2 protein-coding genes are annotated in these 4,450 nt (G+C 49.6%); both read right to left on the bottom strand.

Annotation, left to right across the window (positions count from 1 at the left end; genetic code table 11):
• A partial coding sequence (locus GXO76_13460) for a hypothetical protein (GenBank protein NOY78865.1) occupies window positions 1–2,390 on the bottom strand: 2,390 nt, incomplete at its 3' end.
• Window positions 2,391–2,711: 321 nt separating this feature from the next.
• Window positions 2,712–4,085: an IS110 family transposase gene (locus GXO76_13455; GenBank protein NOY78864.1), complete on the bottom strand. Its 1,374-nt coding sequence runs from the start codon at window positions 4,083–4,085 to the stop codon at window positions 2,712–2,714.
• Window positions 4,086–4,450: the final 365 nt, after the last annotated feature.

Genomic DNA, 4,450 nt, shown 5'->3' with positions numbered 1-4,450 from the left:
CCCCCTTCCGGCAAGGCAAAAACCTGATTCCCAACACGAAAGGTAAACCAGTAGTGCAAAATGGCTCCCGGTTTCAGAATTGTTCCCGGAATTTTCCCCGTCAGGGTCCACAGACCGGCGGGCTGACACAGGACAACTTTCGGAGGGGTGTTTGCGATCCAAAAATGGAGTTTTACCTGCTGAGGAGATTTTGCCCGAAGGCCAAAGGACAAGCAGGCCTCCTGACCGGGAGAAAGTCTTTGGGGGGGAACGTGTCCGAACATAGGTTTTGGAGAGATTTCCACCTGGTGAAACACGGCGTTTACGCGCTGTTCATCGGCCCTTAACTCGGGCAGCATTTTTTCCCAGGTGAAGGCCGGTCCCGTACGCAGAGGGTCTAAAATGGGCTTGTACTGTTTTTGTGTGATGGCCGATAGCTGCTTCCAGAACCGAATGGCCTGCCGCACATGCTGTTTGGCACGGGGCAATTGGGAAACATCCCGGGTTCGATAGAAAAACTGCAGGGCCACAGCCGCCCGATCCTTTTCCGCGTAATAGCGTGCCAGAGCCTCCAGTGCCCGTAAATCGGTCCGCCACAGGCCCCATTCCTCCGGGGATTTCCGGACAGAAAGTCCCGCGAGGCCCGCCCGCACAGAATCGGCCCATTCATCCAACTGATTGGCCGCCTGAAGAGGCGTGATTTTCCCATTCACGCTGTCGGCTAAAAAAGCGGCCACAAAATCTTCACAATTCAAATACGACTGTCGATCCAGAACGGTGGCCTTAGCAAACGAATCGATATCGTGAATTTTCTTGACCTTGTCGATGCGGTTCCCGGTTTCAAATTCAGGGGCAAAGTTGCGGTGATCGGGACCCAAACAATGGTGCTGGTAAATGAGCGGAATAATCCGGCTGGCCAGCGTTGTGGTTCGGTAAATCCGGCTGCCGGCCGTTTTCCCGTACCGCTGACGAAAGGCATGTTCGAAAACCGCATCCGGCGTTTCGGGATCGTACCCCAGCCGCCCCCACAGCAGATACCACGACCAGTAGCGCTCTGTGGTGTACCGCATGCCTCCCGGGTGTTTGTAGATGCGCTCCGGATCCTGAGGAAAGTAGGCCGTGATCGGTTCCAGTGTGAATCCGACCGCATTCCCCAAACGGCAGGAAGCCACCGTTCGGCGGACGAATTCGGCATCGTTCCAGGGAAACAAGCGGTGCGTTCCATTGGCACGAATTTGCCAGATGATCTTCCAGTAGCGCGGGTAATCCAGATAGCTTTCGTAGGAATAAGACCCCCAGCGCCCCTGGATGGCCTGGTAAGGTGCCCCCAGATGTTCCCCGTTGTACTTGATCTCAATGTAGAAATGATCCGGATAGGCCATTCCGATCTGCGAAAGCTTCCGAAAATCGGCCAGCCAGGTGCGGGTGTAAAGCCGGACATTCTTTTTGCCGGAGTCGGTAATTCCTTCCAAATAGGCATTTTTGAAAAAATCCTCACTTTTCCCGGACTCCCCAATGCGAAAACCGAACATCCACAATTTGGGAACGCGTTTCAACAATTCGGCCACTGCCCAGCGGATCTGCCGGGTCAGCTTTTTCTCATCGCCCATCGGGATGTTCGGGGTGTCCACTGCGTAATTCATCAGCGACACGTGTACGCCGTGCGCCTCGGCAATATCCACAATGCGTTTCAACATGGCCAGATTCCGGGACTGATTTTCGTCCGGCCAGGAGGTTCCGGGCAAATTTGGATTCTTTAAGAAGAAGGGAAAAATATTGGGGAAATTGGTCTGGTGGTACCGGTACATGGCGTGAATATCACAAAGGTTAAACCGGCTGCGGGCCAAACGCGAAAAATAGGCCTCCCAGTAACGCTCATCGTAAAACCATTTTGAGATGCCGGTTTTCCCTTCCACCGTCAAAAAGGGATTGTCCGCACGAATGGCCAGTGCAGGCTCCCCGTAAACCGGCTGAATCCCCTGAAGGGCTCCGAGTCCGGATTTCTTACTCATTGAAAGACGTTCGCTTAGCTCAAAAATTCCGTACATGAGGCCTACAGGATCCGACCCCGTTACAACGAGTTGACGGTCTCCTTCTTTTGTGAGGCGGTACGATTCCGGTTTGGGCCAAAGATAGGGGTTGCGAACGGGGGGTTTTTTAATGACAATCGTAAAACCAGAGCTTTTTTGATCAGAGATGGCGGGGTTCCCGCTTTTTCGAAATAGAATCCCTTTTTCGGAGAGCGCCTTTTCCAAATCCAGAAGTCCAAAACGCGGCGGCGAGGTGATGCGCGGATCAACTTGCAGACGTACCGGCTGACTGCCTATGAGGGGTAAGGCCAGGCCAGGAAGAAAACTGAAAACAACACCCCAAACGACCAAAATTGACAAACGCCTCCAGAATGCTTTCATCACAGGGGATCCTCTTGATTCTTAAAACGATTTTACTTTTTCGAAGGGCGACCGAAAGAACAGGCCCGTTGCCAAGATCGCCTTCCACGGAAGATTGTACAATGGTAAATTGTACGAGAAAAAATCCTTAATAAGAAGGCTTTGAAAAAATCGGATTTTAGTATTTAACTTTTTTTCAACCCACCCCCTCACTCCCCCTCCCTTATTTAAGGGAGTTATTAAGGTTAAAGTCAAGGGGGAAACAACTTTTTTTGTAAGTTGTTTAGGAAGAGTTTTTACTTGTTCATTGACATAAGACTCCTTATATTTAAAAGGACAAAGTTACGTATTTGAAGGAGAGGAGGCACAGATCCCGAACGGCTCACTTTCAGTGAGTTGGGACAGCTTCCTCTCTTTTCTAATAGCGACCTGTCTTCTGGAGATAGGCGCCACATCAGAAGTTTTTTGAAACCGGCGTTTATTACGGAACTCATGTAAGCGGACCTGTGCGGGAGAGCCTGCATGGGTATTTCGTCTGTCAATGGCTGGGTCGAAGGGTTTCTGATGTTTGAGCATTCCAAAGACAATACGGGCGATTTTATGCATACAGATTCCGAGCGCAGACATTTTGGTTTTTCCGTTTTTAATGTGCCTCTGATAGAACTCTTTGATCAGGGGATTGGAGACGATGGCACTTTTGGCTACCCAGTAGAGGATTTCCCGGGGGGCAGAGCGGCCTTTTTTGCTCATGTACACGCCCTCTTTGCTGTCCCCACTTCGTTTGTAGACGGGGTGAAGGCCAAAATAGGAGGCCAGATTTTTGGCAGAGGGGAAACGTTCTACGGAGATAATATTGAGCATCAGCCCAACAGCGGAGTAGATGCCGATTCCCTTGAAGGAGGTCAGAAGCTGCACCTGTGGTAACTGACAGTGTTGGGTCATATACCGTTTATGCTGGTTGATTAATTTTTCCAAATGGAGAATTTGTGAAACGATAGATTGGATGACCAGAGCACTGTATGGGTCGTCGACGGCGCCGACCGAATGTTTGGCTTCTATTGCGAGCGTCTGGGCTCGTTTAACAGAAACATAGGGAATTTTGTGCAACGATTGGGTGCGAGCCCTGGCTATCTTTGAGGCGGAGGGATAGGCTTTCAAAAGAAGCAAAATCCACCGGGGTACGCCATATTTACAATAGTGAACCAGAAAAGGAACCGCGGTGTACAGGTGCAGGCTTAATTGGTTGAGTAGTTGAGTTTTCTGCTTTTTGTACATTTCAATCAGATTCCACTGTTTCCTCAAAGAGACATAGGGGTCGGTTTCGTTGTATCGCACCTTATCGGCAAAGGCGATCAGATACTCGGCGATCAGTTGGGCACTGATGGCATCGGTGCCATTTCGAACCATTGAGGCCTTATGGAGATTGTGAGGCCCCATGGGATTGATTCTGGCGGCTCTGACAGACAAGATAGCGCTTAATCGGTGCAGCAACTTAAGCCAGTTATCCTCCAGTCCGCCGGTGCTTTCCACGGCGCAGTACAACGTGGCACCCGGATGCTTGGTCAAAAATTTTGATAGGATGGTGTAGAGTTGGTTATGGCCATCAAATGTATCATCGATTTGAAAGACAGGCTCCATGAGCTTTTTGTTTTGATCGATGATGACAAAATCGGCATACCCTTTACTCACGTCACATCCCATATAAAAGTTTTCCATGATGGGACTCCTTTACTTGTTCGTTGAAACTAATTAAAAAACCGGACATCATCAGCCTTGTTGAATGCGGCTTCGAGAGCCAAGTTATTAACCGACTTTTATCCGGCGCATCGAAGAAACTCCCTAACGGGTTCATGACCCAAGGGGGAAACCTTCTACCACGCCGGATAATGTCGGGTTTTTGGATGAACAAGTAAAGCCTTTTTTTCTCAATCTCAATTTTCCTCCCTATCCCCAATTTTAAATATACAAGGGGGAGTCAGGGGGTGGGTTCAAAAGGCAGGGTTCTATTTCCAAAAGGAGTGTCTTTTCCACAAAAATTCCAGTAGAACCATTTTGTCTAAATTGAGTGAATTTTGTTTGAT

It is taken from the genome of Calditrichota bacterium, from assembly GCA_013151735.1.
Taxonomy (GTDB): Bacteria; Zhuqueibacterota; JdFR-76; order JdFR-76; family BMS3Abin05; genus BMS3Abin05.
Note: the sequence above shows the minus strand (reverse complement) of the source record. Positions and strands in the feature narration are given on the sequence as shown.

What these genes read in the sequence shown, in the direction of transcription:
- GXO76_13455 (NOY78864.1), bottom strand. Translation starts at nt 4,085, where the DNA reads ATGGAAAACTTTTATATGGGATGTGACGTGAGTAAAGGGTATGCCGAT.